Origin of the sequence: Actinophytocola sp. (genome assembly GCF_035762905.1) — a bacterium.
GTDB lineage: Bacteria > Actinomycetota > Actinomycetes > Mycobacteriales > Pseudonocardiaceae > DASYTH01.
This window is the reverse complement of record NZ_DASUCC010000122.1, coordinates 1-23,799: the sequence shown is the minus strand read 5'-3', so window position 1 is coordinate 23,799 and position 23,799 is coordinate 1. Positions and strand designations below refer to the sequence as shown.

Genomic DNA, 23,799 nt, shown 5'->3' with positions numbered 1-23,799 from the left:
GCGGTGGCCATGGTGGCGCGGGCGCGTTGCAGCGCGCTGTTGACCGCGGCGACGGTGGTGTCCAGCAGCTCGGCGACCTCGCCGCTGGTGAAGGTCAGCACGTCGCGCAGGATCAGCGCGGCCCGCTGGGTGGCGGGTAGCGCCGGCCGCCGACACCACCGACGAGTCACCGGTCGCGCCTTCCACGAAGCGGGCCCGGGGTGTGCTGGCGGTGTGGCCGCCGGTCGTTGGCGGGGTCGAACCTGAACGCGGGCGATCTCGTCGGGTGGCGGCGCACCAGCCCGCTGGGCCGGACGTCAGCCGTCCTCGTGGATCATCGTCCGTCCCGGGACTGGCCTGCTCGGCCGCCGTGTCTGAGGAAGTCGCGTTCGGCTGGGGTGGGGGCCAGGGCGGCGGCGCGTTGGTAGGCGGTGGTGGCTTGGCTGGTGTGGCCGAGTCGGTGTAGGAGGTCGGCTCGGGTGGCGTGGTAGGCGTAGTAGCTGTCCAGGTCGAGTTGGTCGACCAGGGTGAGTGCGGCGGCTGGGCCGTGGATCTCGCCGAGGGCGATGGCGCGGTTGAGGGCGACGACCGGAGTGGGCGCGATGGCCAGCAGATGGTTGTAGAGGGTGAGGATCTGGGGCCAGTCGGTGTGGTCGGCGGTGGGGGCGTCGGCGTGCACGGCGTTGATGGCGGCTTGCAGTTGGTAGGGGCCGGGTTGGTTGCGGCGTAGGCAGGTGCGCAGGATGGCCTGGCCTTCGTCGATGAGGGCTCGGTCCCAGTGCCGGCGGTTTTGTTCGGCGAGCACGACGAGGGTGCCGTCGGGCCGGGTGCGGGCGGCGCGGCGGGATTCGGTGAGCAGCAGCAGGGCGAGCAGTCCGGCGACTTCGGGTTCGTCGGGTAGCAGGGTGGCCAGGATCCGCGCCAGTCTGATGGCTTCGGCGGGCAGGTTGGTGGTGTAGAGGAGGTAGACGACGGCGAGCACGGGTCGCAGCCGGTCGGGCAGCTCGTGTTCGTCCGGCACGCGGTAGGGGATGCGGGCTGCTGTGATCTTGCGTTTGGCGCGGACCAGGCGTTGGGCCATGGTCGGCTCGGCGACCAGGAACGCTTGGGCGACTTCGGTGGTGGACAGGCCGCCGAGCAACCGCAGCGTGAGCGCGACCTGTGCCTCGGGGGACAGCGCCGGGTGGCAGCAGGTGAAGATCAGCTGTAGTCGGTCGTCCGGCACGGGTCCCACCTCCTCGGGATCGGCCGGATCGGCCTGGCCGGGGGCGAGCGCGGCGATCTGGCCGAGTAGTTGCCGGCCGCGTGCCTGGCGGCGGAGTCGGTCGATGGCGCAGGTGCGCGCGGTGGTGGTGATCCAGCCGCCGGGGTTGGGTGGCAGACCGTGGTCCGTCCATTTGCGCACCGCGATGGCGAAGGCGTCCTGGACCGCGTCTTCGGCCAAATCGATATCACCGAAGACGCGGATCAGGGTGGCCACGGTGCGGCCGGCTTCCTCCCGGAAGATCCGGCCGATCGCCGCCTGGTCAGGCTCCTTGGGCATCGGCGAACGGCCAGACCTCGATCGGCGCACCGATGGCGGCGGTGACCCGGCCTGCCCAGGCGAGCGCCTCGTCGAGGTCCTTGGCCTGGATGATGTAGAAGCCGCCGAGGTGCTCCTTGGACTCCACGAACGGCCCGTCGCTGGTGAGCAGCGTTCCGCCGGACTGGCGCACCACCGTGGCGGTGTCGGGTTCGTGCAACCGCCCGGAGAACACCCACGCGCCGGTCGACTTCAGCTCCGCCTCGATCACACCGAGCCGCTGGTACGACTGCCGCAGCTGCTCCTCGGTCACCGGCTGGCCGACCTCGCCGGCCACGCGGTGCACCGACAGCAGGTAGTGCGTCATGGTGATGCTCCTCCTCACCGGGCGGGCACTTCCCGCCACTCACCCCTTACTCCGAACGAGCCTCGCCCACATCGACACCCCACCCCAACTCAGGGGTCTGTGCCTGCCAGATCCACCCCGCTCGGCGTGCCGTGGGTTCCCACGTGGCACGGGTCAGGTGATCGCGCGGATCTGGTTGTTGCGTGCCTGGTGGGTGAGCTCGGCGAGACCGAGTGCTTCCAGCAGCGGGGGCAGGTACATGCCGAATCGGCCGCGGTAGCCGTTGCGTAGCCCGTACCACCCGCCGACCGGGTTGTCCGGGGACCGTCCCCATTCTTCGACGGTGCCCGGCGCGGCGGGCTTCTTCTCGTCCGCGGCCCCAAGATCGACCCAGTCTGCTTGGGCGGCAAGCCATGTGTGCAGATCTTCGATGGCCCGCAGGTGGTATTTCAGGGTGGTGGAGCCGACCTGGCAGATCAGGGCCGGTGGGTCGGCCTGCTCGTCGCGGTACATGGTGTACCGAGAGGTGCCCGGCGCGGTGGTGAGCTGCCAGGGGTCTGCTTTGGTACCTGCGGGCATCGGGATCCTTTCGTGATCGTGCTTCATTGGCATGCGCGGCGGAACTGCTCGCCGATCGCAGTCCATGCCTGTCGGGTCTTGTCGCGGCGGGGTGGGCCGGCCTCGCCGAGGCGGTCCCAGCCGGTCTGCTCGATGCGCACCAGAGTGCGGCCGCCTTGTTCGGTGAAGGTGATCTCGACCTCGGTTGCCTCGCTCCGGTCGAAGAACAGATGCCAGAGGTAGCGCAGCCGGCCGGGTGGTTCCCAGTCGAGCACCTCGCCCCAGTCGTGCTCGGTGCCGTCGGCGGCGCGTTCGAAGATCCGCCCGCCCGGCCGTGGCTGGAAGGTGATCGCCGCCGGGTCGCCGCTGACGGTGTGGCTTTTCGGCCACCACAGCCCGCAGCGTGCCGTCCAGGTGTCGAACGCGTGCCCGCGCGGCGCGTCGACCTCGAACTCGACCACCAGTGGCTCGGTCACGCCTGGTCCTCTGGCGTCGTGTTCTCCACGGTGATCCGGAACCGGGCCGCCGCATCGCCCCAGACCGTGCGGAAGTACTCGCGTACGGCTTCGACGCCCTCGTCGCGCAGGTGGTAGACGCGGCGGGTCCCGTCCGGGTGGTCGCCGACCAGTCCGGCCGCCTTGAGCACCCGCAGGTGTCGGGACACCGCCGGGCGGCTGATCGGCAACCGGTCGGCGATCTGCTGCACCGAGGCCGCCCCGCCGCTGAGGATCTCCAGGATCGACCGCCGGTTGGCATCGCCGAGCGCGTCGAGGGCCGAGCGGTGCAGACCGTGCGCCATGTCAGCCCTCGGACGCCTGTTTGAGCCCGTCGGCCCACTGCTCGAAGGACTCGGTCAGGTCCGGGATCGCCTTGGTGATCATCGGCGCGAGCGGTCCGCTGAACTCCTCCGCCATGGCGAACTCGGTGCCGTCATTGCCGTTCGGGCGTAACTCATAGGTTCGCACGCCTTTGAAGAGCCCGAACGGCATTCCGCTCGCCCACACCATCCGGTGCGGCCGGTCCAACTCGGCGACCTTGAGGGTGAAGGTCCGCTTGGGGTCGACGACCGACACCAGCTTGACCTTCTCACCGAGAGCGATCCGACCCCGCAACGACACCACCGCGGTATTCCACTCCGGATAACCCGCCGCGTCGGTCAACACCGCCCACACCTTGTCCGGACTCGCGTTGATCGTTCTGCGCACCGCGTAGCTCGCTGCCACCGTCGACCTCCTCATCGCCGCATCCGTAAACCGAAGGTTACCGTAACGCACGGTTGACGGATTGGTCAGCGGGTCCGCTCATGCCGGTGCTCGGCGGCACTCAGGACGTACTGGCCCAGGATCACGTCGATTCGTGCGGGCATGACCACGTCGACGCGTTCCCGGACCACCTCGAAAGGCTCGGCGTAGGCGACCACGGCATGGCGGGGACCAGTAGCGGGCCGTCGGCCAGGTAGTCGCGGATGGCGTTTTGGGAGGCGAAGCAGGCCAGCAGTGTTCGGTGGGCAGCATGGTGCCGCGGTCGCGATCGTCGATTTGGGACACTCGGGTCGGTTTCGTCGGTAGATTTCGGCGATGTTCTCCACTACTGTCACCCGGCCGTTGGTGTGGTCGTTCCCGCTCGCCGTCCTCGGTGTGATCGGGGCGGGAGTGTTCTTCTTCAGGCCGGTGACGGAAGACTTCACCGGGACCGAGGTGCTCTGCGACGGCGAGTACTTCTACTCCTTCGACCCGTCCGAGGGGTGCTCGGCCGCGATCACCCGGCATGTCGTGTTGACGGTGATCATTCTGGTCGGCACGGTGCTGCCGTTGCTGGTGGTCGCGGTACGGGCGTGCGTGCTGTCGGCGGACGGCATCTTCACGGCCAACCAGGAACTCGACCGGATGCGGGACCGGATCAACGGCCTGCACAGGAAGGTCGACCGGCTCGAGCGGGAGTCGGGCGGCACGACCTGACGCCTCACCGCAGGGCGGGGAACATGGCCGGTGGCCATGCCCATGCCGACCAGCCGGTCGCCATCGGTGCGGCCGTGCGGGCCACAGTCGGCCCAGTCGAACCGGGCCGCGCCGATGCGGTAGCACTCGTCCAGGTACTTGCCCGACCAACAGGTCGGTGCGCACCGGTGAAGTTGTTGCGCAGCCGCAGTTCGATCGGGTCCATGTTCAGCGCGAGGGCCAACTCGTCCATCGCGCTTTCAGCGCGAACGACCCGGACGCCTCGCCGGGTGCCCGCATGTACGTGGTACACCAACGGCCGGGTGCTGGCCGGATGATCGGGATCTTCGACGCCGGCGGGTTGGCCGGTCATCGCGGCCAGGGCGGTGGCGACTTCGTGGAGGGTGGCTTTGATGTAGGTGGTGGTGGTGTCGGTGTGGCCGGCGCGGGCGATGCCGTAGCCGAAGTGGCGTTCGACCCAGGTCAGCGTGGTGCGGCGGACAGCGGGGTCAGCACCCGGTAGCGCTCTCGGCGGGTACTCACGGGGTTCCTTGGAGCACTTTCTGTGCCCGGGTGGCCAGATGCAGGTTGAGGCGCTGGTCGACGTCGGCGAGGTCGAAACCGGTGATCTCGCGGATGCGCTGCAGCCGGTATCGCAGTGTGCTCCGGTGGATCAGCAGCGCCGCTGCCGCCTGGTCATAGTTCCCGCCGCATTCAAGGTAGTGGGACAGTGTCGGCACCAGGTCGGCGTTGCGGCGGGAGTCGTAGTCGATCAGGGCGCCGAGCCAGTCGTGCACGAACCGCTCGATCTCGGTGCCGTCTTCGCCGGTGTGCAGGATGCGGAACACGCCGAGCTCGTCGTAGGACGAGGCCCCCTCCGGGCTTCGCGACATCAGCCGGATTTCCAACGCCGTGACCGCTTCGAAGTACGACCGGGGGAAGTCGGCCGGGGAGTCACAGCGGCCGCCTACGCCCATCGCGCCGGTGGTGGTACCGAGCTCTCTGCCGATCGCCCGGTACAGCGCCTGGACGTCCGGTCGGCCACGGACGAGGACCACCACCAGCTTCGATCCCCTGGCGACCAGGATCTTCAGCTGCAGACCGACCGCGGTGTGCTCGACAGCGCGGATCAACTTGTCGTCACTCAGCCCGGGCCAGCGCAGTACCACGACATGGTGGGCCCCGCGCAGGTCGTGGCTCACCGCCTCGGACCGCGCGTAGGCACTCGCGTCGTCGGTGCCGGTGATCAGGTCGTCCACCAGCTCGCGCCGCAGCCGTAGCTCGACCACGGCAAGCTTGTGCTGATGGGTGAACTCCAGCGCCAGCAGCATCGCGCCGTGTTCGAGAACCAACATCTCGTGAGCATCGACCGTGTTCTCGGGATCGATGAGCGCGAGCACGCCGAGGATCTCCTCGCGCGGCTGGACCAGGACAAGCATGCGATCCTTCTGCCGGATCGAGCCGCCCTGCCGGATCGCCCGGCGCAGCTCCTCCTCCCGTCGTTCCGCCGCCGGCTTCGGGTAGGGGTCCGGGCAGCCCGGACCCGCCCAGGCCCGCAGGTTCCCGAACCGGTCCTCGACCGCGACCGGGCGTCCGGTCAGCTCCGACAGCGCATCGGCGATACCCTGCTCACCGTCCGTGGTGATCGCTCTGATGAGCACCTCGTGCACCTGGCAGCGCCGTTCCAGGTCGAACACCGTCTGCAGGAGCTGGGCGTTCCCCGTGGCACGTTCCTCGTACAACCGGCGCAGCGACGCGTTCGACATCGCCGCCGCGGTCTGCTGGGCGAGCGCGTTGAGCAGAAAGATCTCGTCACGGGACGGCTCGGAGGGGGCGCGTACCACCAGGTAGCCGCCCGGCGCGCCGGTCCGCCGCAACGCGAACGCCCAGCGCCAGGCACCATCGTCGGTGGTGACCGCGCCGTCCTCGCCGCCGAGGGCTTGCACGGCGTCGTCGAGCGCATGGTTCGGCTTTTGCCCGGAAGACACCGGCACCAGCGACTTGTCGCGGACCAGATAGCCGGCCTCGGCAACACACGAGCCGAGGGAGGCGACCGCGGTCATGGCCAGCGTTAGGATGTGCTCCTCGTCACGGTCGCTGAACATCTTGATGGACAGCACTAAAAGACTGCGCAGATCGGAGCGGTGGGGTCGTCCCCACGAGTTCGCGTTCCTCGGCCCGGCAGAAGCCACGCTCTCACGGTACCCGCTGGTGACCATGCCTACAGGCTGAGCTTTCGACCTGTCAGCGCGAGCCGCGTCGGCGAATTCAACCTGGCAGGGGCACGCGCGCTATCCGGGATTCTGCCATCCTCCGTGTGCTGCAAAAGGTTACCGACGCGAATCCGCTCGTGGCCAAGGTGGACATTCACGGGTCAACCACGTCCCGACAGATAGAGCACAACGATTCTTGGCCCATGTGGCCGGACCGTTTCGGTGAGCTGCCATTGGCCGACAAGGACAACGGAGCAAACGCCATGACACTCATGAATGACGAGGCAAACGGACACTCCGCGACGGATCCCCCCGGCGCCCAGCTGCGGCGCACGGTCGCCACATTCGCCAGCTATGGCGAGGCCGAGCGTGCGGTGGACCACCTGGCCGACCAGCGGTTCCCGGTCGAGCACGTGGCCATCGTCGGCAATGACGTGAAAATGGTCGAGCAGGTCGTCGGCAGGCTCAACTGGGGCCGGGCGGCATTGCACGGCGCTGGGTCCGGCGCGCTGGTCGGAGCGCTGATCGGTTGGCTCTTCGGGTTGTTCAACTGGGTCCAGCCGCTGGTGGCAAGTCTCGTGCTGGCCGCGTACGGGTTGATCTTCGGTGCCGTCGTGGGCGCGGTGTTCGGGCTGATCGCCTACGCGTTGCAGGGCGGGCGCCGGGACTTCTCCTCGATTCGTCTGATGATGCCGAGCAGCTACGAGGTTCAGGTCGACCCCGAGGTGGCCGACGAGGCAGCCCGGCTGCTCGGCCAGCGTGCGGGACCGCACACCGCGATCGCCAGGTAATCGACCGGAACCGGATACGACAAGGAGCAGCAATGCCCAAGGCAGTCGGTATCGACCTCGGTACGACCAACTCCGTGATCGCGGCCTGGGAAGGCGGCGAGGCTTCCGTGATTCCCAACGCCGAGGGATCGCGCACCACGCCCTCGGTGGTCGCGTTCACGGAGAGCGGCGAGCGCCTGGTCGGGCAGATGGCCCGGCGGCAGGCGATCCTGAACCCGAAGGGGACGATCTATTCGGCGAAAAGGTTCATCGGGCGCCGCTACGACGAGATCTCCGAGGAGGCCAAGGCCGTCGGGTTCGATGTCGTCGAGGGGCCGGGAGGTCTGGCCCGCTTCCGGGTGCACGGGAAGTTGTACTCGCCGGAGGAGATCAGCGCGCAGGTGCTGCGCAAGCTGGTCGACGACGCGTCGAAGTTCCTCGGTGAGAAGGTCACCGAGGCGGTGATCACCGTGCCGGCCTACTTCAACGATGCACAACGCCAGGCCACCAAGGACGCCGGCAAGATCGCCGGACTCGGCGTGCTGCGGATCATCAACGAGCCAACCGCGGCCGCGCTGGCCTACGGGCTGGACAAGAAGAGCCACGAGACCGTGATGGTCTTCGACCTCGGCGGCGGCACCTTCGACGTCAGCCTGCTCGACGTCGGTGACGGCGTGGTGGAGGTCCGGGCCACCGCGGGCGACGGGCATCTCGGCGGTGACGACTTCGACCGCCGGCTGGTCGACCACCTCGCGGACGAGTTCCAGAAGGACAACGGCATCGACCTGCGTCAGGATCCGCAGGCGCTGCAACGGTTGTTCGAGGCGGCGGAGAAGGCGAAGGTCGAGCTCAGCTCGGTGACCCAGACGCAGGTGAACCTGCCGTTCATCACCGCTGACGCTTCCGGACCGAAACATCTGACCACCACGATCCGGCGGTCCACCTTTGACGAGCTGACCCATGACCTGGTGCAGCGCTGTCTCGGCCCGGTGCAGCAGGCGATGGCCGACGCCAAGGTCGGCCCGGATGACATCGACGAGGTGATCCTCGTTGGCGGCTCGACCCGGATCCCGGCCGTGCAGAGCCTGGTGCGGCGGCTGACCGGCGGTAAGGACCCGAACATGACGGTCAACCCGGACGAGGTCGTCGCGATCGGCGCGGCGATCCAGGCCGGAGTGCTCAAGGGCGAGGTCTCCGACGTCCTGCTGCTCGACGTCACCCCGCTGTCCCTGGGGGTTGAGACCCGAGGCGGGGTGATGACGAAGATCATCGAGCGGAACACGACGATCCCGGCCCGGCGCACCGAGGTGTTCTCCACGGCGGAGGACAACCAGCCGGCGGTGGACGTCGTTGTGCTGCAAGGAGAACGCGAGCGGGCCGCGGACAACCGGGTGCTCGGCCGGTTCCAGCTGACCGGCATCCGTCCGGCGCCGCGCGGTGAGCCGCAGGTCGAGGTCACCTTCGATGTGGACGCCAACGGCATCCTGCACGTCAAGGCACGCGACAAGGACACCGGCGCCGAACAGGGCATCGAGATCAGCGAGGCATCCAACCTCGACCCCGGCGAGGTCGAGCGGATGATGGCCGAGGCCGAGCGGCACCGGGCCGACGACAAGGCCGTACGCGAGGCCGTCGACGCCCGCAACGAGCTGGACTCGGTGGCCTACCAGGTGGAGCGGCGGCTGGCCGAGCTCGGCGATGCCGCGGCGGCGCACGACCGGGCCCGCGCCGAGATGCTGATCAACGACGCCCGGGACGCTGTCAAGAACGAGGCGCCGCTGGACCGGGTGCGGTCGCTGACCGCAGAGCTGCAGCAGCTCTACCACGGCCTCGCGGCCGCCCGGCCGACCGGCAACGGCCACACGGGATCGCCGCGCGAGGACAACGGTGCCGCGGGCACCCAACCCGCATCCGACGAGGACGTCATCGACGCCGAGTTCGACCGGAGCTGACGCGATGTCCACCCAACACCACTCGGAGCAGCCGCCGACGCTGGAGGACCCGGCGCCGGCGGCACCATCCCTCGACCTCGCTGAGCTGGAGGACCGCTGGCGGCGAGCGGTCGCGGATCTCGACAACCTGCGCAAACGCTACGCCAGGGAGCTGCGGCGCGAGCGGGCCGTCGAACGGGACCGGGTCGCCGCCGCGTGGCTGCCGGTGCTCGACGACCTCGAGCGCGCGCTCGCCCACGCCGAGGCCGATCCCGGCGCGATCGTGGCCGGGGTCGCGGCGGTCCGCGATCAGGCGGTCGCACTTCTCGACGCGCTCGGCTACCGCCGGGAGGACCAGACGGGCGTCCCGTTCGACACCGCCAGACACGAGGCGGTCGCCGCGGTGGACGCGCCCGATGTCCCGCCGGGCACCGTTGTGGACGTGCTGCGGCCCGGCTACGGCAACGGGGAACGGCAACTGCGACCGGCCGCGGTGACGGTCAGCCGGCAGGAGTGAGCGGGCGGTGGCAGGTGACTTCTACGAGGTGCTCGGGGTGTCGAGGGATGCCAGCCCCGAGGAGGTGCAGCAGGCATACCGCAAGCTCGCCAGGACCTATCACCCGGACGTGAACCGGGACCCGGGCGCCGAGGAGAGGTTCAAGGAGGTCAGCGAGGCCTACGACGTGCTCTCCGATCCGGCGACCAGGAAGCGCTACGACCGGTTCGGCGCCGACTTCCGCCAGGTGCCCGAGGATTTCGACGAGCGGGTGACCGCGGGGCAGCGGTTCCGGTCCGGCGGCTCGCGCGGCGGCGGTGGCGTCCGGGTCGACGTCGGCGACGATGTCCACTTTGGACAAGGTTTCGGCGGCATCGACATCGACGACCTGCTTGGTGGCATGTTCGGTGGCCGGTCAGGGTGGTCCGGTGGCGGGCCGATCCCGGGGGCCGACCAGGAGGCGGAGCTCGAGCTGTCCGTCGAGGAGGCCTATCGGGGCGGCCACCGCAAGGTGAGCCTGGCCGGGCCGGCCGGGCAACGGACCTACGACGTCACGATCCCGCCGGGAGTCGTCGACGGGCAACGGATCCGGCTGGCCGGTCAAGGTGGGCAGGGCAGTGGCAACGCATCGAGCGGTGACCTTTACCTGATCGTGCGGATCAAGCCGGACCGCAACTACCGGCTGTCCGGCCGCGACATCACCGTCGACGTTCCGGTGACGCCGTGGGAGGCCGCGCTCGGGGCCACGGTGCCGGTCAGCACGCCCGGCGGCGAGGTGAAGGTCAAGGTGCCGGCGGGCTCGTCGAGTGGGCGCAGGCTTCGGTTGCGGGGTCAGGGCATGCCCAATTCCCGTGGCACACCGGGAAACTTGTACGTCGAGGTCCGGATCATGGTCCCGCCCAAGCCGACCAGGCGGGAGCGGGAGCTGTTCGAGCGGCTGGCCGCCGAGTCGACCTTCGACCCGAGGAGGCAGCGATGAACGCCTACGCGCTGGCTCGTCCCCGCCGGCTCAGCGTGACCACATTGGCCAGAAGCACCGGCCTGCACCCCGAGCTGATCCGCAGGTTCGTCGCGCTCAGCCTGCTGGACGCCTCCCGAGACGCGGCGGGCCAGCTGTGGTTCGCCGTGACCGCACCCGTGACGGTGGCCAGGATCCAGCGGCTGCATGCCGGACTTTCCTTGAACTACAACGCGATCGGGCTCGTGCTCGACCTGCTGGACCGCATCGAGACGCTCGAGGCCGAGCTGCGGGCAAGCCGGGCACGGCAGACCACCGGAGGCTGAACTTCCATGGACATGAACCGGCTTACCCAGAAGTCCCAGGAAGCGTTGCAGGAGGCGCAGTCCATCGCCACGCGGCACGGCCACACCGAAGTGGACGGTGAGCACCTGCTGGCCGCCCTGCTCGACCAGCAGGACGGCCTGGCGCCCCGCCTGCTCGCCGGAGCGGGTGTCGACGTCGAGGCGTTGCGCGCCGACGTCGAGACCGACCTTGCCCGCAAGGCGAAGGTGACCGGTCCCGGGACGACACCCGGACAGGTCTACGTCACCAGGAGACTCGCCACGCTGCTGGAGGCCGCCGAGCGGGAGGCCAAGCGGCTCAAGGACGAGTACGTCTCGGTCGAGCACCTGGTGCTCGCGCTGGCCGACGAGGGCTCGGCGAGCACGGCCGGCAGGTTGCTCAAACAGCGCGGCGTCACCAGGGAGTCCTTCCTTTCCGAGCTGACCTCGATCCGCGGCAACCAGCGGGTGACCTCGGCCAACCCGGAGGTGGCGTACGAGGCGTTGGAGAAGTACGGGCGGGACCTCGTGCTCGAGGCGCGCTCGGGGAAGCTGGATCCGGTGATCGGGCGGGACGCGGAGATTCGCCGGGTGATCCAGATCCTGTCCCGGAAGACCAAGAACAACCCGGTGCTGATCGGTGATCCGGGGGTGGGCAAGACCGCGATCGTGGAGGGGCTGGCGCAGCGGATCGTCCGCGGGGATGTGCCGGAAGGGTTGCGGGACAAGACAATCTTCGCCCTCGACCTGGCCGCGCTGGTGGCCGGCGCCAAATATCGCGGTGAGTTCGAGGAGCGGCTCAAGGCCGTGCTGGCCGAGGTGAAGGCCGGCGAGGGCCGCATCCTGCTGTTCGTCGACGAACTGCACACGGTCGTCGGTGCCGGTGCCGCCGAGGGAGCGATGGACGCGGGCAACATGCTCAAGCCGATGCTGGCCCGCGGTGAACTGCACATGATCGGCGCGACCACGCTGGACGAGTACCGCAAGCACATCGAGAAGGACGCCGCGCTGGAGCGGCGTTTTCAGACCGTGCTGGTCGACGAGCCGAGCGTGCCGGACACCATCTCGATCCTGCGCGGACTGCGGGAGCGTCTCGAGGTGTTCCACGGGGTTCGGATCCAGGACGGTTCGCTGGTGGCGGCCGCGATGCTGAGCCACCGTTACATCACCGACCGGTTCCTGCCCGACAAAGCGATCGACCTGGTCGACGAGGCCTGCGCCCGGCTACGCACCGAGATCGACTCGATGCCGGCCGAGTTGGACGAGATCACCCGCCGGGTGATGCGTCTGGAGATCGAGGACGCCGCGCTGTCCAAGGAGAAGGACAACGCCAGCCAGGCGCGTCTCGAGGAGCTGCGCAAGGAGCTGGCAGACTTGCGGGCCCAGGCCGATGCCATGCGCGCGCAGTGGGAGGCCGAGCGGCAGGCGATCCGCCGGGTGCAGGAGCTGCGCGAGGAGATCGAGCGGGTCCGGCAGGAGGCCGAGGAGGCCGAACGCGCCTACGACCTCAACCGGGCCGCCGAGCTGCGCTACGGCAGGCTCACCGAGCTGGAACGCAAGCTTGCCGGCGAAGAGGAGAAGCTGGCCGTCAAGCAGGGTGGGAACCGGCTGCTGCGCGAGGTGGTCGCCGAGGACGAGATCGCCGAGATTGTCGCCGCGTGGACCGGGATCCCGGTATCCCGCCTGCAGGAAGGGGAGCGGGACAAGCTGCTCCGGCTCGACGAGATCCTGGCGGAGCGGGTGATCGGGCAGACCGAGGCGATCCGGCTGGTGGCCGACGCGATCATCCGTGCGCGGTCGGGGATCCGGGATCCGCGCCGGCCGATCGGGTCGTTCATCTTCCTTGGCCCGACCGGGGTCGGGAAGACCGAGCTGGCCAAAACCCTTGCCGCGGCGCTGTTCGACACCGAGGAGAACCTGGTTCGCCTGGACATGAGCGAGTACCAGGAGCGGCACACCGTCTCCCGGCTCATCGGCGCCCCGCCCGGGTACGTCGGCTACGAGGAGGGCGGTCAACTGACCGAGGCGGTGCGCCGCAAGCCCTACTCGGTGGTGCTCTTCGACGAGATCGAGAAGGCGCACGCCGACGTGTTCAACACGCTGCTGCAGGTGCTCGACGACGGGCGGATCACCGACGCACAGGGCCGCACCGTCGACTTCCGCAACACCATCCTGATCATGACGTCGAACATCGGCTCGATGCACCTGCTCGACGGGGTCACCCCGGAGGGCGAGATCAAGCCGGACGCCCGCGCACTGGTGATGTCCGAGCTGCGCCAGCACTTCCGGCCGGAGTTCCTCAACCGGGTCGACGACATCGTGCTGTTCACCCCGCTCGGCCTCCCGCAGATCGAGAAGATCGTCGACCTGCAGTTCGAGGAGCTGCGCCGGCGGCTGGCCGACCGGGGCATTGCCCTGCAAGTCACCGAGAACGCCCGCACGCTGATCGCCCGGCACGGGTTCGATCCGGTCTACGGAGCCCGGCCGTTGCGCCGCTACATCGCCCACGAGGTGGAGACCAGGGTCGGCCGGGCGCTGCTGCGCGGCGACATCGAGGAGGGCCGGGCGATCGTCGTCGACACCCGGGACGACGAACTCGTCGTCCAGTTCGAGGACGCACTCGTGGGAACGTCCACATGAGCACCCCCAGGATCGTCCGGTGCGAACACTGTGGACGGCAGAACCGGGTGCAGCCGGCCGGGCCGGGCTACCCGCGCTGCGGCAACTGCGGGTCGCCGCTGCCGTGGATGGTCGACGCCGGGGACGCCGACTTCGCCGAGGTCGCGGAGCAGGCAACGATCTTCGTCCTGGTCGACCTGTGGGCGCCGTGGTGCGGCCCGTGCCGGATGGTCAGCCCGGCGCTCGAGCAGGTGGCCAGGGACCGCGCCGGGCGGCTGAAGCTGGTCAAGGTCAACGTCGACGAGGCACCCCGGCTGTCCCAGCGGTTCGACCTTCGCGCGGTGCCGACCTTGCTGATGCTGCACCGGGGAGAGGTGATCGCCCGCCAGCCAGGCGCCGCACCGGCGCACGTGCTGGGCGAGTGGGTGGACACCGCGATCGCCAAGACCAAGACCTCCATATCAGACCTTCGAGAGGGGTCCCCGTGACCATGTTGACCGGTGATCCACACCTGGCGAAGGTGCGGCAGGTGGTGCCGCGCACGCCGCAGGGCTGCGAGGAGTGCCTCGCCCTCGGGACGCGCTGGGTGCATCTGCGGGTCTGCCTGACCTGCGGGCACGTCGGCTGCTGCGACTCATCACCCGGCAAGCACGCGCGGGCGCACGCCGGCAACCTCGGCCATCCGATCGTCGCGTCGCTCGAACCAGGCGAGAGGTGGCGCTGGTGCTATGTCCATGAAGCCTTTGTCTGAGCAGGGGGAGCTGCCGGAGACACCCGATCTGCAAGGGGCGTTCCCGCGACTGTCCGAGGACCAGATCGACACACTTGCCGCGCACGGCGAGCGCCGGACGACGCGACCGGATGAGGTGCTGTTCAGCGAGGGCGAGCGCTGCGATGAATTCTTCGTGATCCTGTCCGGCAAAGTGGCCACGGTCCAGGGTTTCGGTCAAGACGCGCGGATCATCCGGGTGCACGGCGCCGGCCGGTTCGTCGGCGAGCTCGGCCTGCTGCAAGGTCAGACGGCCTTCTCCAGCGCGGTGGTCGTGGAGCCAGGAGAGGTGCTCGCCGTCCCCGTCGAGTGGCTGCGCGCGGTGGTCGAGCGGGAGCCGACCCTCGGCGACGTCATCGTCCGGGCCTGCCTGATTCGCCGCTCGTTGCTGATCGGCCTCGGCGCCGGCTTCCGGATCGTCGGCTCGTGCTATTCGCCGGACACCAAGCGGCTGCGCGAGTTCGCCGCCCGCAACCGGCTGCCGCACCGGTGGATCGACCCCGAGCGGGACAAGCAGGCCGAGACATTGCTGCGCCGCTTCGGGATCCGACCGGAGGACACCCCGGTCGTCATCTGGAAGGGCGAGCAACTGCTGCGCAACCCGAGCAACGCCGAGCTGGCCAGGATGATCGGTCTGCCGGCGGCCGCCGCCGCGCCGGGCAGTTGCGATCTGCTGGTCGTCGGTGCCGGGCCGGCCGGTCTCGCCGCAGCCGTGTATGCCGCATCCGAAGGTCTGACCACGATCGTCGTCGACGCCGTCGCCACCGGCGGCCAGGCCGGCACTTCGCCGCGGATCGAGAACTACCTCGGTTTCCCGTCCGGCATCTCCGGTGCCGAGCTGGCCGAGCGAGCCGTGATCCAGGCCGGCAAGTTCGGCGCGCGCACCACCGTGGCGGTCACCGCGACCACGCTGAGCTGCCGGGACAGCCATTACCTGCTGACCCTCGACGACGGAACCCAGCTCACCGCACCCACGGTGGTGATCGCGACTGGCGCCCGGTACCGCAAGCTCGCCGTGCGTCGCCTCGACCTGTTCGAAGGCACCTGCGTCTACTACGCCGCCACCCAGGTCGAGGCCGCACAGTGCCGGCTCGACCCGGTCGCGGTGGTCGGTGGCGGCAACTCCGCCGGCCAGGCTGCCGTGTTCCTCGCCGAGACCGTTCCCAAGGTCTACCTGCTCAGCCGTAGCGAGCTGACCAAGAGCATGTCCCGGTACCTGATCGACAACGTCGAACGTCACCCGCGCATCGAGGTCCTCGAGCATCACGAGGTCCGCGAGCTGCTCGGTGACACCACCCTCGACGGCATCGTGGTGGAGCACAACGCGACCGGTGCCCGCCGCAACCTCGACGCGCGCGCCATGTTCGTGTTCATCGGGGCCGAGCCAGGCACGGCATGGCTGACCGGGACCCTCGAGCTGGACCGCCACGGGTTCGTCCGCACCGGCTTCGACGTCGACGTGTCGGCGAACCCGGACGCCTGGGCCAAGGCCGAACGCCGCCCGCTCACGCTGGAGTCCAGCCAACCGGGCGTTTTCGCCGTCGGCGACGTCCGAAGTGGATCAATCAAACGGGTCGCCTCCGCCGTCGGCGAGGGCGCGATGGCCATCCGCCTGGTGCACGAGCACCTCGAACAGTCCGGCAACAGGACCCCGATCAACCGGTAATCGCGTTCTCGGAGGCGACGATGACGACATCTCACCGCGCAACGGCGATCGGCGGACTGCTGGTGCTGATAACCGCCGCGTGCTCCGCGCCCGCAGCGCCGTTCCAGGCGTCCGCGCCGAACCAACCCTGCGACGAAGGCAGCTTCGTGAGCGTCGTCGAGGACATCGCGCCGAGCGTGGTCACCCTGCGACATCCGGACGGGCTCGGCAGCGGTGTCGTCTACAAACCGGATGTGATCATCACCAACCAGCACGTCGTGGCGAACCACACCGACCTGATCATCAGCTACGCCGACGGCAGTGAATCCGCCGGGACGGTGATCGGCACCGACCCCATGAACGATCTGGCGGTCGTGCGAAGCGCGCGCAAGGGCCTGACCCCAGCGCGGTTCCGGAACGACCAACCGCGCCAGGCCTGTCGGGTGCTCGCCATCGGGAGCCCATTGGGGCTGCAGAACTCGGTCACCGAGGGCATCGTCTCCGGCCTGCACCGATCGCTCCCGGCCGACGCGCAGGGCCCGTCGCCGACGGATCTCATCCAGACCGACGCACCGATCTCTCCTGGCAACTCCGGCGGCGCACTGCTGGACATCCAGGGTCAGGTGGTCGGCATCAACGAGGCTTACCTACCGCCGCAGGCGGGAGCGGTCTCGATCGGGTTCGCGATCCCGGCCGGCACCGCGGTGGACATCGCCGAGCGCCTGCTTTCCGGCCGCACCGTCGGGCAGCCCTATCTCGGTGTCTCCGTGGGGGAGCTGACCCCGACCATCCGGGATCGTCTCGGCGTCAAGACCCAGGACGGTGCGCTCGTCCTCGGCGTCGCCCCGAACTCACCGGCCGCCGCGACGGGCGTCCGCCCGGGTGACGTCATCGTCAAGCTCGGCGACACCGACGTGCACAACCCTCAGGATCTGGCCAATGTCCTGCGCTCCACCAAGCCCGGGGACCAGGTGCCACTCGTGGTCGTGCGCGGTGCCGACCGCACCGAGCTGCGCGTCAGCCTCGGGAACCAACCCTGACCAAGCCACCGGTCATGACCGCGCGCAGTTTGGCCAGGGCCGCCGGGGGAATCCGGCGGGCGGGTGAGGTGAGGAATGAACGGACCGGACGAGGTGGTCGTCGGGGTGGTGGCCGACGAAGGGCTACCGGAGCAGGTGATGGCGAGGATCGCTGACGATCTGCCCGGGGTGTTCGCCGCCCGGGTGAGCGGGGCGACGCGGTGGCGTGTGGAGCACCGGGTAGAGCAGCTGCCGCTGGACCAAGACGGTGACATCCCGATGCGCACGTTGTCGCAGCGGCACCGCCGGGACCGGGACTGGGACCTGCTCGTCCTGGTGACCGATCTGCCCCGGCGCGCGGGGACGAAACCCATCGTCGCGGGAATCGACATCGAGCACGGTGTCGCGATGATCTCGCTGCCCGCGCTCGGTGCCGTCCTGGTGCGTCATCGGGCACGGGCGTTGCTGATCCGCGTGGTGCGGCAGCTTGTGTCGCCGCGGCTCGGGATCGATGGGGATCACGGCCGGCGGGGGGCGCTGGCACGGTTGCGTGAGATGCTGGCCCCGACGCAGCGGATGTCCGGCGGACACCGGTCCGCCGTAACCCACCTCGCTCTGGTCGGCCTGCGTGGCCAGCTACGGCTGCTGGCGGGGATGGTGCGGGACAACCGTCCGTGGCGGCTCGTACCGCACCTGGCGGGCGCCACCGCGGCGGCGGCCGGGACCGCCGCCTACGGCGTCATCACCAGTTCGTTCTGGAGGCTCGCGGATGCGCTGGCCCCGCTGCGGCTGGCGGCGATCACGGTGGTCACCGTCTTGATCATGACGGTGTGGTTGATGATGTACAACCACCTGTGGGACCGGCCGTCCGAGGCCGCCGAGCGACGCAAGGCCTTGATGTACAACATTTCCACGGCGACCACGCTGGCGCTTGGGGTGGCGTGCATGTACGCCATCCTGTTCGTGCTCGCGCTGATCGCGGCCGTCGTCCTGATCGACAGCGGCTATTTCGCGCAGACGCTCGGACACCCGGTCGGTCTGGGTTCGTACCTGAACCTGGTGTGGCTGTGCAGTTCGGTCGGGATCGTCGCCGGCGCGCTCGGGTCGAGCCTGGAGGACGAGGAAACCGTCCGCAAGGCGACCTACAGCCGCCGCGAACGGGAACGCCAAGAACGAAACCGGCGCAGACGGGAAGACCGGACATCCGCGGACAGGCAATGACCTGACCAAGATTCGCTTCCCGATGCGCACCCAGACCGTCGAGCAGGGCCGCTACCTCGGCGGCCGCCCACCCTACGGCTACCGTCTGGTTGGCGCCGGCCCGCATCCCAACGCCGCGCACGCCCGCTGGGGCCGCCGACTACACCGGCTCGAACCTGACCCGGCCACCGCCGAGCATGTCCGATGGGATCTTCGCCCAACGCCTGGCCGGCCACAGCGCCTCCCGCATTGCCCACGATCTCAATCTCCGAGGAGTTGGCTGCCCGTCGCGCGCCGACCCTGACCGCAACCGCCACCGCACAGGCGTCGGCTGGACTCTGCGCACGGTCACCACGATCCTGGCAAACCCTCGCTACACCGGACGCCAGGTCTGGATCCGCCAACAGAGCGACCGCGCCCTTGCCGCCGACAAGCCAGGGAAGTGGGCCGGCGCGCCGTCGGCCGGCCGCAGGACTGGGTGATTTCCAAGAACCGCGCGCACCCCGCGTTGGTCGGCGAGGAAGACTTCCTCGCCGCCCAAGCCATCAACGCCACCCCAACCCCGGCTGACGGCACCGTCCCCTGGAGATGGGCTCACCAACCGGGCAGCCACGGCTTCAACTGATCACATAAGACAAGCGACGAACGCCCACACAGGCAGTTCGTAGGGTTACGTGTCCGAGACTAGAACACCGCTGCCTAGGAAATCCTCTGGCTCCGATGAATTACAGGACACGGCCTAGTTGGGCCTGCCACATCCAGTGCTGCTTCTCCACCTCGCGGGCGATCTCGATCAGCAGGTCCTGGGTCACCAGGTCCGACTTGTCGGCCTCGTCGATGCGGCCGCGCAGGCGCGCCGCCAACGCGCCTAGGGTGTTCACGATCTTCTCGATCGTCTCTCCGTCGGAGACCCAGTTGGCCGGGAAGTCCGGCAGTCCAGAGGTTTCCACCACGGTGTGGGCCATGCCGTTCGGAGATACGCCGATCGCGTTGGCTCGCTCCGCGACCTCGTCGACATACTGCCGGGCGATGCCCACCAGTTCGTCGAGGTGGAGGTGCACGCTGCGGAAGTGCGGTCCCACCACGTTCCAATGCGCCTGCTTGCCGATCAGCGACAGATCGAGCAGATCGACAAGGGTGCTCTGCAAGATTCCACCCGTCGTCTGCCGTTCGGCGTCACCGAGCGGACTGGTGATCGGGGACTTGGTCATGTGCGGAATCTCCTCACAACTCGGGTACCCAAATGGCTACCCAGTCCGGGCGGCCATACACCCGAGCGCCCGGGTGGCGGCATCGGCCGTGGGCCGCGAGTACCAGGCGGGACCAGATCCGGTATGAGATACGGCCCGATCATGGTGTTCCATCGAGGATCCGCCACGCTCGGGTAGCCACGTGCAGGTGCAGCCGATTGTCGGCGGTGCTGATGTCCAGCCCGCTGACCTCGCGGATCCGTTGTAGCCGGTAGCGAAGGGTGCTGCGATGTATCACCAGCACCTGGGCGGTCTCGTCGTAACTGCCGCCGCAGTCAAGGTGTTCGGCCAAGGTCCGCACCAGCTGCGAGTGGTTGCGGGCGTCGTAGTCCAGCAGTCGTCCGAGCCAGTCCCGGACGAACCGCCTGATTTTGGTGCCGCCGTCGTCGGTGTCCAGCACGCGCATCACGCCGAGTTCCTCGAACGATGTCGCCCCGTGCGGCGAGCGGGACGCCAATCGCACGTTGAGCGCGAGCAAGGCTTCCTGGTACGAGCGGGGAAACTGATCGGGGGAGTCGCTCCGCCCTCCGATCCCGATCGAGCCGGCCATGGTAGACAGACGCCGAGCGAGGGCGTCGTGCAGCTGCCGCCCGTCGGGTCGGCCCCTGGCCAGCAGTACCGTCATTCCGTCCCGGGTCGACACCAGCGAAGCAATCCCGAGACCGGCCGCGGCGTGCGCGGCCGCGCGGGCCAGGCCAGCCTCGCCGCCGGCCCACCGGATCACCACCACACGGTGCGGTCCCTGCAGATCGTGATCGATCGCCCGGGATCGGGCGTAAGCGGTTTCGTCGTCGGTGCCGGTGATCAGATCCGCGACCAGGTCGCCGCGCATGCGCCGCTGCAGCTCGGCGATGTCGTGCTGGTGCGCGAGTTCGCCGGCCAGCACCAGGGCGCCGTGTTCGAGGGCCAGCACCTCGTGGCGTCCGGCGGTTCGTCGTGGGTCGATCAGGATCAGCACACCCAGCATGTCCTCGCGGGTGTGGGCCAGGGCGATCAGGCGGTCCCCGACCCGGACCACGGACCCACGCCGGGTCAGCTCACGTAGCAACTCGTTGCGCTGCTGCGGTTTCTGTTTCGGATAGGAATCCGGCCGACCAGGCCCGGCCCAGGCGCGCAGGTTGCCGAACTTATCCTCGATCGCCACGGGGAGTCCGGTGACCGCGTGCAGGGCCCGGGCGATGCCCGGTTCTCCAGTATGGGATGCGCCGCCCAGGTTCTGACGGATCAGCCGCTCGCGCTCCAGGTCCGACTTCACTGTCGTCAACCGGTCGTTAACCGCGGCGCTCTCCTCGCGCAGCAAGCGAATCCGGTCCCGGTCGCGGCGGTGCGCGAACGCGGTTTCCAGTGCCAGTGCGGTTTGTCCGGCGAGTAGGACGAGTCCGCGGATCTCCGGTTCGGCCGGCTCGGCCGCCGCGGTGACCACCAGGTAGCCATCACCGGTCGGAACCGGCGCGGCCAACCTCACGGCGTCCGGCGCCAGATTACGGTGAGCTGAACCGGGCGAGGTTGCGAGTGATCATGTTCTGCAGCGCAGACGAACGCGCACAGTTCGTGGGGGTTAACGTGTCCGAGACCTCAACGCCGCCCTGTGGCATACCTGCGCAATGCAGGTATCCATGGGGTCACATTACCAACTGGTGGTTGCGCCGTGGATCATCGAACGGCCTACTCAGCGGTCGGTGCCTCGATCTGCCGGACGGTCCCGAATCCGGCCTGGTCGTTCCAATCTCCGGCGGCGTTCGTACGGGAAGCGCCTGTCGGGCGTCCGACCGAAAGGTCGGTCTGCCACGCACGGCGGTCCAGGGCGATGGTCAGCTTGCCGCACACCGGGGGCCTTCGTCGACGTGGGCCGGCCGGGACGCGGCCGAGACGCTGTGGGCGGTGGCCGGCATCACCGACCCGCTGGCCGAGATCGACGCGGCCGAGATCTACCTGCCGATCTCCTGGTTCGAGCCGATGTGGTTGGAGAACCTGGGTTTCGCCGCCGTGGGGCAGGGCTGGAAGCTCACTGAGGCCGGCGAGACCGAGCTGGACGGACGGCTGCCGGTGAACCCGTCCGGCGGCGTGCTGTCGTCCAATCCGATCGGTGCTCCGGGATGTTGCGCTTCGCCGAGGCGGCTATGCAGGTGCTCGGCCGGGCCGGCGAGCATCGGGTGGACGGCGTGCGTCGGGCGCTCAGCCACGCGTACGGCGGCGGCTCGCGGTTCTTCGCGATGTGGGTTGTGGGAGCGTGGAAACCATGAAGTTCACCCTCGCCGTCGCGCTCAGCCCGCTGGACCAGCTCACCGAGTTGGCCCGAACCGCCGAGGAGCACGGATACGACTCGATAGCGCTGCCGGACTCGCTGTTCTTCGCCGAGCGGACCGCCGGCGCCTATCCGTACACGGTCGACGGTTCGCGGTTCTGGACGGCGGACACGCCGTGGGTCGACCCGCTGATCGCCGCGGCCGCGATGGGCGCGGTCACCAGCCGGATCCGGTTCTACACCCAGGTGCTCAAGCTCAACCCGCGCAACCCGGTGCTGCTGGCCCGCCAGGTCGGCTCGGTGGCGAACCTGACCGGCGACCGGTTCGGGCTCGGCGTCGGACTCGGTTGGGCGCCGGAGGAGTCCGAGTGGTGCGGAGCCTCGTTCGACCACCGGGGCCGGCGGGCGGACGAGGCGATCGAGATCCTTCGGCTGATCCTCGGCGGCGGAATGGTGAGCTACCAGGGCGAGTTCTACGCGTTCGACCGGTTACAGATGAGCCCGGCGCCGCGCCGGCCGGTGCCGATCTACGTCGGCGGGCACACCGAGCCGGGGCTGCGGCGCGCGGCCCGGACCGGCGACGGCTGGTCCTCGGCGATGATCACCTTCGACGAGCTGCGCGTGGTGATCGACCGGCTGCACGCGCTGCGCGCCGAGTACGGCCGCGCGGATCATCCGTTCGAGATCCAGGCGGTGTGCCTGGACCGGTTCGGCCTCGACGGCTACCGCCAGCAGGCGGACATCGGCGTCACCGACGCGATCGTGATGCCCTGGGTGAACTACGGCGTCGGGTTCGACGGCCCGCTCGCGGCGAAGCAGGACGGCCTCAAGCGGTTCGCCGACGAGGTGATCGCACAGCTTTAGACCGTGACGTTCACGCCGTGGTCGGAACAGGTCCTGATCACCGCGTTCTCCGCGAAGTCGGCAGGGGAGAGGAATTCGACCAGGCCGGCGTCGCCGCGCCGCCGAGTGACTGGAAATCAGCCGCGACGATATCGACGGCACACTGCACTGACGCTCCGGCGGAGGTATTGGGATGCGACTGCGGTGAGGAGACCTCCTGCTACGGCTGCCTGCGTGTGTTGGGCAACCAGTCCTCGGCACTCCGGCTACCCGGTCCAGGAAGGGTCAGATCGAGTTGGCGTGTTTGGTGAGGCGGTCGAAGGTGGCGTCGAGGTCGGTGTCCACGATCTGGGCTTGCGGGTGGGCGTCGAACCAGGCGATCTGTTCGGTGGCGCCGTCGTGGTAGGTGATCGTGGTGCCGAATTCGGGTACGAGTGACGTGATCTTCGAGTTGTCGAAGATCATCGAGTGGGCCTTGTCGCCGAGCAGGCCGGGGCCGAGTTCGGGCAGTGCGCGGGCGATGGTCTCCGACGCCACGTGGACCAGTTTCGGCTCGGCCACGCCCGCGGCTTCGCCGAGCCAGGTGTAGATCTGGTTCCAGGTGGGAGCGTGCGTGCCGGTGATGTGGAACGTGTCGCCGACCGCGAGCGGGTGGCCGAGTAGGCCGACGAAGCCGACCGCGAAGTCCCGCGTATGCGTCAACGTCCACAGCGACGTGCCGTCGCCGTGCACCACCGCGGGCTTTCCGGACCGCATCCGTGCCACGTCGGTCCACCCGCCCATGGTCGGCAGCAGGGTCCGGTCATAGGTGTGCGACGGGCGCACGATCGTCGCCGGGAACCCGTCCATACGGCATGCCGCGGTCAGCAGGTCCTCGCAGGCGATCTTGTCGCGGCTGTACTGCCAGTGCGCATTGTGCAGCGGCGTCGACTCGGTGACCGGCAGCCGCGCCGGCGGGGTCTGGTACGCCGACGCGGACGAGATGAACACGTACTGCCCGGTCCGCCCGGTGAACAACTCGACGTCGCGCGCCACGTGTGCAGGCGAGAACGCCCGGAACTGGGCGACCACGTCGAACTCGCGCCCAGCCAGCGCGGCGGCCACCGCGTCGCCGTCCTCCGCGTCGGCCACCAGGTTCTCGACGTCCTCGGGCACCGGCCGGACGCTGGTCCGGCC

General features: G+C 69.1%; 26 protein-coding genes and 2 pseudogenes. 16 read left to right on the top strand and 12 right to left on the bottom strand.

What is annotated here, in order from left to right; translation table 11 throughout:
- The 7 genes from VFV67_RS25635 to VFV67_RS25605 form a co-directional block, all read right to left on the bottom strand.
- Window positions 1-170, bottom strand: a 170-nt coding sequence (locus tag VFV67_RS25635) for a sigma factor-like helix-turn-helix DNA-binding protein (RefSeq protein WP_414636349.1), incomplete at its 3' end; no start/stop codon positions are given.
- A gap of 143 nt (window positions 171-313) precedes the next feature.
- Window positions 314-1,522 (bottom strand): RNA polymerase sigma factor, encoded by a 1,209-nt coding sequence (locus VFV67_RS25630; protein WP_326473196.1) that lies wholly within the window; start codon window positions 1,520-1,522, stop codon window positions 314-316.
- Entirely contained in the window at window positions 1,506-1,868 is a 363-nt protein-coding gene (locus tag VFV67_RS25625; protein ID WP_326473195.1) for a YciI family protein, read from the bottom strand. The genes VFV67_RS25630 and VFV67_RS25625 overlap by 17 nt, the downstream gene beginning before the upstream one ends.
- Before the next feature lie 153 nt (window positions 1,869-2,021).
- On the bottom strand, window positions 2,022-2,426 hold the full coding sequence (locus tag VFV67_RS25620; protein WP_326473194.1) for a DUF6855 family protein: 405 nt from the start codon (window positions 2,424-2,426) through the stop codon (window positions 2,022-2,024).
- 23 nt (window positions 2,427-2,449) lie between these two features.
- Complete coding sequence (locus VFV67_RS25615; protein ID WP_326473193.1) at window positions 2,450-2,881, bottom strand: SRPBCC domain-containing protein; 432 nt, start codon at window positions 2,879-2,881, stop codon at window positions 2,450-2,452.
- Window positions 2,878-3,204 (bottom strand): metalloregulator ArsR/SmtB family transcription factor, encoded by a 327-nt coding sequence (locus VFV67_RS25610; protein ID WP_326473192.1) that lies wholly within the window; start codon window positions 3,202-3,204, stop codon window positions 2,878-2,880. Before VFV67_RS25610 ends, VFV67_RS25615 begins: the two co-directional genes overlap by 4 nt.
- Window position 3,205: 1 nt before the next feature.
- Window positions 3,206-3,628: an SRPBCC domain-containing protein gene (locus VFV67_RS25605; RefSeq protein WP_326473191.1), complete on the bottom strand. Its 423-nt coding sequence runs from the start codon at window positions 3,626-3,628 to the stop codon at window positions 3,206-3,208.
- Between the two features lie 354 nt (window positions 3,629-3,982).
- Here VFV67_RS25605 and VFV67_RS25600 point away from each other — a divergent pair, with 354 nt between their 5' ends.
- A complete protein-coding gene (locus VFV67_RS25600; RefSeq protein ID WP_326473190.1) occupies window positions 3,983-4,363 on the top strand; it encodes a hypothetical protein in 381 nt (126 codons plus the stop codon).
- Between the two features lie 7 nt (window positions 4,364-4,370).
- Here VFV67_RS25600 and VFV67_RS36875 read toward each other — a convergent pair.
- Window positions 4,371-4,651, bottom strand: a pseudogene (locus VFV67_RS36875) (molybdopterin cofactor-binding domain-containing protein); the annotation flags it as partial.
- 25 nt (window positions 4,652-4,676) lie between these two features.
- Here VFV67_RS36875 and VFV67_RS36870 point away from each other — a divergent pair.
- On the top strand, window positions 4,677-4,865 hold the full coding sequence (locus VFV67_RS36870; protein ID WP_414636348.1) for a hypothetical protein: 189 nt from the start codon (window positions 4,677-4,679) through the stop codon (window positions 4,863-4,865).
- A gap of 16 nt (window positions 4,866-4,881) precedes the next feature.
- Here the strand turns inward: VFV67_RS36870 and VFV67_RS25590 are convergent, their stop codons facing one another.
- On the bottom strand, window positions 4,882-6,561 hold the full coding sequence (locus VFV67_RS25590; protein ID WP_326473188.1) for a PucR family transcriptional regulator: 1,680 nt from the start codon (window positions 6,559-6,561) through the stop codon (window positions 4,882-4,884).
- A gap of 257 nt (window positions 6,562-6,818) precedes the next feature.
- Between VFV67_RS25590 and VFV67_RS25585 the strand changes: the two genes are divergently transcribed.
- The 12 genes from VFV67_RS25585 (at window position 6,819) to VFV67_RS25530 (ending at window position 18,767) form a co-directional block, all read left to right on the top strand.
- Window positions 6,819-7,346 (top strand): general stress protein, encoded by a 528-nt coding sequence (locus VFV67_RS25585; protein WP_326473187.1) that lies wholly within the window; start codon window positions 6,819-6,821, stop codon window positions 7,344-7,346.
- Window positions 7,347-7,378: 32 nt separating this feature from the next.
- Window positions 7,379-9,277: a molecular chaperone DnaK gene (dnaK, locus tag VFV67_RS25580; protein ID WP_326473186.1), complete on the top strand. Its 1,899-nt coding sequence runs from the start codon at window positions 7,379-7,381 to the stop codon at window positions 9,275-9,277.
- Between the two features lie 4 nt (window positions 9,278-9,281).
- Window positions 9,282-9,773, top strand: coding sequence for a nucleotide exchange factor GrpE (locus VFV67_RS25575; protein ID WP_326473185.1), 492 nt, complete (start codon window positions 9,282-9,284; stop codon window positions 9,771-9,773).
- A 7-nt stretch (window positions 9,774-9,780) separates the two neighbouring features.
- Window positions 9,781-10,731 carry a DnaJ C-terminal domain-containing protein gene (locus tag VFV67_RS25570; RefSeq protein ID WP_326473184.1) on the top strand — a complete coding sequence of 317 codons (951 nt, stop codon included), beginning with the start codon at window positions 9,781-9,783 and terminating at the stop codon, window positions 10,729-10,731.
- Window positions 10,728-11,036 carry a chaperone modulator CbpM gene (locus tag VFV67_RS25565; RefSeq protein ID WP_326473183.1) on the top strand — a complete coding sequence of 103 codons (309 nt, stop codon included), beginning with the start codon at window positions 10,728-10,730 and terminating at the stop codon, window positions 11,034-11,036. The genes VFV67_RS25570 and VFV67_RS25565 overlap by 4 nt, the downstream gene beginning before the upstream one ends.
- A 6-nt stretch (window positions 11,037-11,042) precedes the next feature.
- The gene (gene clpB, locus VFV67_RS25560; RefSeq protein ID WP_326473182.1) at window positions 11,043-13,673 is read left to right on the top strand and encodes an ATP-dependent chaperone ClpB; all 2,631 of its coding nucleotides are present in this window, start codon (window positions 11,043-11,045) and stop codon (window positions 13,671-13,673) included.
- Window positions 13,670-14,140, top strand: coding sequence for a thioredoxin (trxA, locus tag VFV67_RS25555; RefSeq protein WP_326473181.1), 471 nt, complete (start codon window positions 13,670-13,672; stop codon window positions 14,138-14,140). Before clpB ends, trxA begins: the two co-directional genes overlap by 4 nt.
- A gap of 2 nt (window positions 14,141-14,142) precedes the next feature.
- Window positions 14,143-14,403, top strand: a complete 261-nt coding sequence (locus VFV67_RS25550) for a UBP-type zinc finger domain-containing protein (protein ID WP_326473198.1) — start codon at window positions 14,143-14,145, stop codon at window positions 14,401-14,403.
- Window positions 14,387-16,087 (top strand): FAD-dependent oxidoreductase, encoded by a 1,701-nt coding sequence (locus VFV67_RS25545; RefSeq protein ID WP_326473180.1) that lies wholly within the window; start codon window positions 14,387-14,389, stop codon window positions 16,085-16,087. The genes VFV67_RS25550 and VFV67_RS25545 overlap by 17 nt, the downstream gene beginning before the upstream one ends.
- 20 nt (window positions 16,088-16,107) lie before the next feature.
- Window positions 16,108-17,106 carry a S1C family serine protease gene (locus VFV67_RS25540; RefSeq protein ID WP_326473179.1) on the top strand — a complete coding sequence of 333 codons (999 nt, stop codon included), beginning with the start codon at window positions 16,108-16,110 and terminating at the stop codon, window positions 17,104-17,106.
- Window positions 17,107-17,181: 75 nt separating this feature from the next.
- Window positions 17,182-18,306 carry a hypothetical protein gene (locus VFV67_RS25535; RefSeq protein ID WP_326473178.1) on the top strand — a complete coding sequence of 375 codons (1,125 nt, stop codon included), beginning with the start codon at window positions 17,182-17,184 and terminating at the stop codon, window positions 18,304-18,306.
- 176 nt (window positions 18,307-18,482) lie between these two features.
- The gene (locus VFV67_RS25530) at window positions 18,483-18,767 is read left to right on the top strand and encodes a recombinase family protein (protein ID WP_326473197.1); all 285 of its coding nucleotides are present in this window, start codon (window positions 18,483-18,485) and stop codon (window positions 18,765-18,767) included.
- Window positions 18,768-19,010: 243 nt separating this feature from the next.
- Here the strand turns inward: VFV67_RS25530 and VFV67_RS25525 are convergent, their stop codons facing one another.
- Together VFV67_RS25525 and VFV67_RS25520 are read right to left on the bottom strand one after the other, a co-directional pair.
- The gene (locus VFV67_RS25525) at window positions 19,011-19,496 is read right to left on the bottom strand and encodes a DNA starvation/stationary phase protection protein (RefSeq protein ID WP_326473177.1); all 486 of its coding nucleotides are present in this window, start codon (window positions 19,494-19,496) and stop codon (window positions 19,011-19,013) included.
- Between the two features lie 139 nt (window positions 19,497-19,635).
- The gene (locus VFV67_RS25520) at window positions 19,636-21,000 is read right to left on the bottom strand and encodes a PucR family transcriptional regulator (RefSeq protein ID WP_326473176.1); all 1,365 of its coding nucleotides are present in this window, start codon (window positions 20,998-21,000) and stop codon (window positions 19,636-19,638) included.
- Window positions 21,001-21,380: 380 nt separating this feature from the next.
- Between VFV67_RS25520 and VFV67_RS25515 the strand changes: the two are divergent.
- A pseudogene (locus VFV67_RS25515) lies at window positions 21,381-21,778 on the top strand (thiolase C-terminal domain-containing protein); the annotation flags it as partial.
- Window positions 21,775-22,644, top strand: coding sequence for a TIGR03619 family F420-dependent LLM class oxidoreductase (locus VFV67_RS25510; RefSeq protein WP_326473175.1), 870 nt, complete (start codon window positions 21,775-21,777; stop codon window positions 22,642-22,644). The pseudogene VFV67_RS25515 and the gene VFV67_RS25510, both read left to right, overlap by 4 nt.
- 264 nt (window positions 22,645-22,908) lie before the next feature.
- Here VFV67_RS25510 and VFV67_RS25505 read toward each other — a convergent pair.
- Window positions 22,909-23,799, bottom strand: an 891-nt coding sequence (locus tag VFV67_RS25505) for an NAD-dependent epimerase/dehydratase family protein (RefSeq protein WP_326473174.1), incomplete at its 5' end; no start/stop codon positions are given.

Coding starts and splice junctions, on each gene's coding strand:
- VFV67_RS25565 (WP_326473183.1), top strand. CDS start 10,728: ATGAACGCCTACGCGCTGGCTCGTCCCCGCCGGCTCAGCGTGACCACA.
- VFV67_RS25510 (WP_326473175.1), top strand. CDS start 21,775: ATGAAGTTCACCCTCGCCGTCGCGCTCAGCCCGCTGGACCAGCTCACC.
- VFV67_RS36870 (WP_414636348.1), top strand. CDS start 4,677: ATGATCGGGATCTTCGACGCCGGCGGGTTGGCCGGTCATCGCGGCCAG.
- clpB (WP_326473182.1), top strand. CDS start 11,043: ATGGACATGAACCGGCTTACCCAGAAGTCCCAGGAAGCGTTGCAGGAG.
- VFV67_RS25590 (WP_326473188.1), bottom strand. CDS start 6,561: ATGGTCACCAGCGGGTACCGTGAGAGCGTGGCTTCTGCCGGGCCGAGG.
- VFV67_RS25545 (WP_326473180.1), top strand. CDS start 14,387: ATGAAGCCTTTGTCTGAGCAGGGGGAGCTGCCGGAGACACCCGATCTG.
- VFV67_RS25630 (WP_326473196.1), bottom strand. CDS start 1,522: ATGCCCAAGGAGCCTGACCAGGCGGCGATCGGCCGGATCTTCCGGGAG.
- VFV67_RS25585 (WP_326473187.1), top strand. CDS start 6,819: ATGACACTCATGAATGACGAGGCAAACGGACACTCCGCGACGGATCCC.
- trxA (WP_326473181.1), top strand. CDS start 13,670: ATGAGCACCCCCAGGATCGTCCGGTGCGAACACTGTGGACGGCAGAAC.
- VFV67_RS25625 (WP_326473195.1), bottom strand. CDS start 1,868: ATGACGCACTACCTGCTGTCGGTGCACCGCGTGGCCGGCGAGGTCGGC.
- VFV67_RS25620 (WP_326473194.1), bottom strand. CDS start 2,426: ATGCCCGCAGGTACCAAAGCAGACCCCTGGCAGCTCACCACCGCGCCG.
- VFV67_RS25550 (WP_326473198.1), top strand. CDS start 14,143: ATGTTGACCGGTGATCCACACCTGGCGAAGGTGCGGCAGGTGGTGCCG.
- VFV67_RS25540 (WP_326473179.1), top strand. CDS start 16,108: ATGACGACATCTCACCGCGCAACGGCGATCGGCGGACTGCTGGTGCTG.
- VFV67_RS25575 (WP_326473185.1), top strand. CDS start 9,282: ATGTCCACCCAACACCACTCGGAGCAGCCGCCGACGCTGGAGGACCCG.
- VFV67_RS25610 (WP_326473192.1), bottom strand. CDS start 3,204: ATGGCGCACGGTCTGCACCGCTCGGCCCTCGACGCGCTCGGCGATGCC.
- VFV67_RS25530 (WP_326473197.1), top strand. CDS start 18,483: ATGTCCGATGGGATCTTCGCCCAACGCCTGGCCGGCCACAGCGCCTCC.
- dnaK (WP_326473186.1), top strand. CDS start 7,379: ATGCCCAAGGCAGTCGGTATCGACCTCGGTACGACCAACTCCGTGATC.
- VFV67_RS25525 (WP_326473177.1), bottom strand. CDS start 19,496: ATGACCAAGTCCCCGATCACCAGTCCGCTCGGTGACGCCGAACGGCAG.
- VFV67_RS25535 (WP_326473178.1), top strand. CDS start 17,182: ATGAACGGACCGGACGAGGTGGTCGTCGGGGTGGTGGCCGACGAAGGG.
- VFV67_RS25600 (WP_326473190.1), top strand. CDS start 3,983: ATGTTCTCCACTACTGTCACCCGGCCGTTGGTGTGGTCGTTCCCGCTC.